Annotated in this window: 1 protein-coding gene; it reads left to right on the top strand. The window is 54.8% G+C overall.

Annotated elements, in window-relative coordinates; translation table 11 throughout:
- The first annotated feature begins 123 nt into the window (after window positions 1-123).
- Complete coding sequence (locus AC1RT6_RS21190) at window positions 124-2,175, top strand: TonB-dependent receptor (protein ID WP_244553524.1); 2,052 nt, start codon at window positions 124-126, stop codon at window positions 2,173-2,175.

Raw genomic sequence — 2,175 nt, 5'->3', positions numbered from 1 at the left:
CCGAAAGTGACGATTGATGCGCCAACACAGACACAGACCCGGCGTCGTCGCGCGTCAACTGCTGCACCGCGAACTGTAAGGTCGAGCCGTCAGGTCGCTGCTTCAGCACCCACGCCTAAACATATGCCGAGCGTGAACAGCCAGGACGCAAAGACAGGGCAGTCGGGCTACATCACCCAGAGCATAACCACCGCGACGCGGACGAACACACCTCTCATCAACGTCCCCCAGTCCGTCACCGTGCTGACAAAGGAGTTCATCAAGGACACAGCCATCCTGTCGATCGGCGAGGCCACGCGCTACGTGCCGGGCGTGATCTACCATCAAGGCGAAGGCCATCGAGACGATCTCGTAATCCGTGGACAGCGGACCAATGCAGATTTCTTCACAAATGGAATTCGGGACGACGTGCAGTATTTCCGCGATGTCTACAATCTCCAGCGGCTTGAGGTTCTGAAGGGCCCCAACGCTATGATTTTTGGACGCGGCGGCGGTGGCGGCGTGGTCAACCGGGTGTTGAAGGAGGCCGATGGTACGTCGGTTCGGGAGTTCACGGTCTGGGGAAATTCCTATCCGGGCGCGCGTATGACGGCCGACATCGGGCAGGCCATCAATGAGAATTGGGCGGCCCGTTTCAATGCAATGTATGAAAACACGAGTAGCTACCGAGATTTTGTCCATCTCGATCGCTGGGCCGTCAATCCAACCGTCACTTTTGCACCAAACGATACCACGACGGTCAAGCTGAGCTATGAGCACCTGCACGATAATCGGACCGTTGATCGTGGCGTCCCTTCGCAGATCCGCCCCGGCAACGCATTTCCGCGATTTCCATACGACACGTCGTCATCGACGTTCTTCGGCAATCCTCTTCTGAGCTATGCAATCGCTGACGTTGATATTGGTATGGCGATTATCGAGCACGATTTCGAAAACGGGTTCGCGGTCCGTAACGCTACTCAAGCGGCGAATTACAACAAGTTCTATCAGAACGTTTTTCCGGGTGGCGGCGCCAATGCGGGCGCGGTTAACCTTGCTGGTACATCCAGCAATCTTTCATCTTACAATAACGAAACGGACCGATCCAACCTCTTCAATCGAACGGACGTAACCTACAAGTTCGATGCCGGTTTGACGCGTCACACGGTCCTATTCGGAGGAGAGCTCGGTCGTCAGAGCGGTCTGAACTATCGTCAAAGCGGCTTCTTCAACGGCGTGGATTCGACGATCACTGTTGATCCAAGAAATCCTGTTTCCTATGTCCCCGTGACGTTCAGAAACAACGGGACTACGGATGCAAACAATACCTACAACCTCAATCTTGGCGCAGCCTTCCTTCAGGATCAGATTGAAATCACCCGCTATCTGCAATTGATCGCTGGCGTGCGGTTCGATCATTTCGACCTCTCGTCACGAGATCGGCGGACCGGCGTGGTGTTGGGCCGCGTTGACGATCTTGTGTCGCCGCGTGCGGGCATTGTTTACAAACCGATAGACAATCTGTCGATCTACGGCAGCTATAGTGTGTCGTACCTGCCGAGCGCTGGAGACCAATTCAGCGCGCTCAGTCCCGGATTGGTGATCGCACCGCCAGAAAAATTTGTGAACACCGAGATTGGGGTCAAGTACGATATCGTGCCTCGGCTTCAGTTTGCCGCCGCTGTGTATGATCTCGATCGGACCAACCAACGTATCGCGGATCCAGTCAATATTGGGTTCTTTCTCCTCAACGGGCAGACCAAGACACGAGGCTTTGAGGCGTCCCTTGCCGGTTACATCACGGATGCATGGCAAGTCACTGGTGGGTATTCCTACACGGATGCTCGGATTGCAAACAATCTCTCGGCAACGATTGTTGCCGGAAACCGCGTAGGGCTCGTTCCCTATAATACCTTCTCCGTCTGGAACAAATATCAGTTCGATCCCATGTGGGCCGGAGGCATAGGCGTGATCCATTATTCGAACTTCTTTGCCTCGTCCGACAACACCGTCCGCCTTCCGGAGTTTACGCGTGTTGATGCCGCAGTCATCCTGACTTTGAACCCGACGTGGCGCGCTCAGCTGAACATCGAGAACTTGTTCGATCAAAAATACTTCTCGACCGCAGATGGTAACAATAACCTTATGCCCGGATCACCGCGTGTGTTCCGGCTGCAGGCCACAGCGAGATTCTGA

It is taken from the genome of Nitrobacter sp. MLSD-S21 (assembly GCF_058809865.1).
The sequence above is the reverse complement of the archived record's forward strand: the minus strand, read 5'-3'. Positions and strand labels throughout refer to the sequence as shown.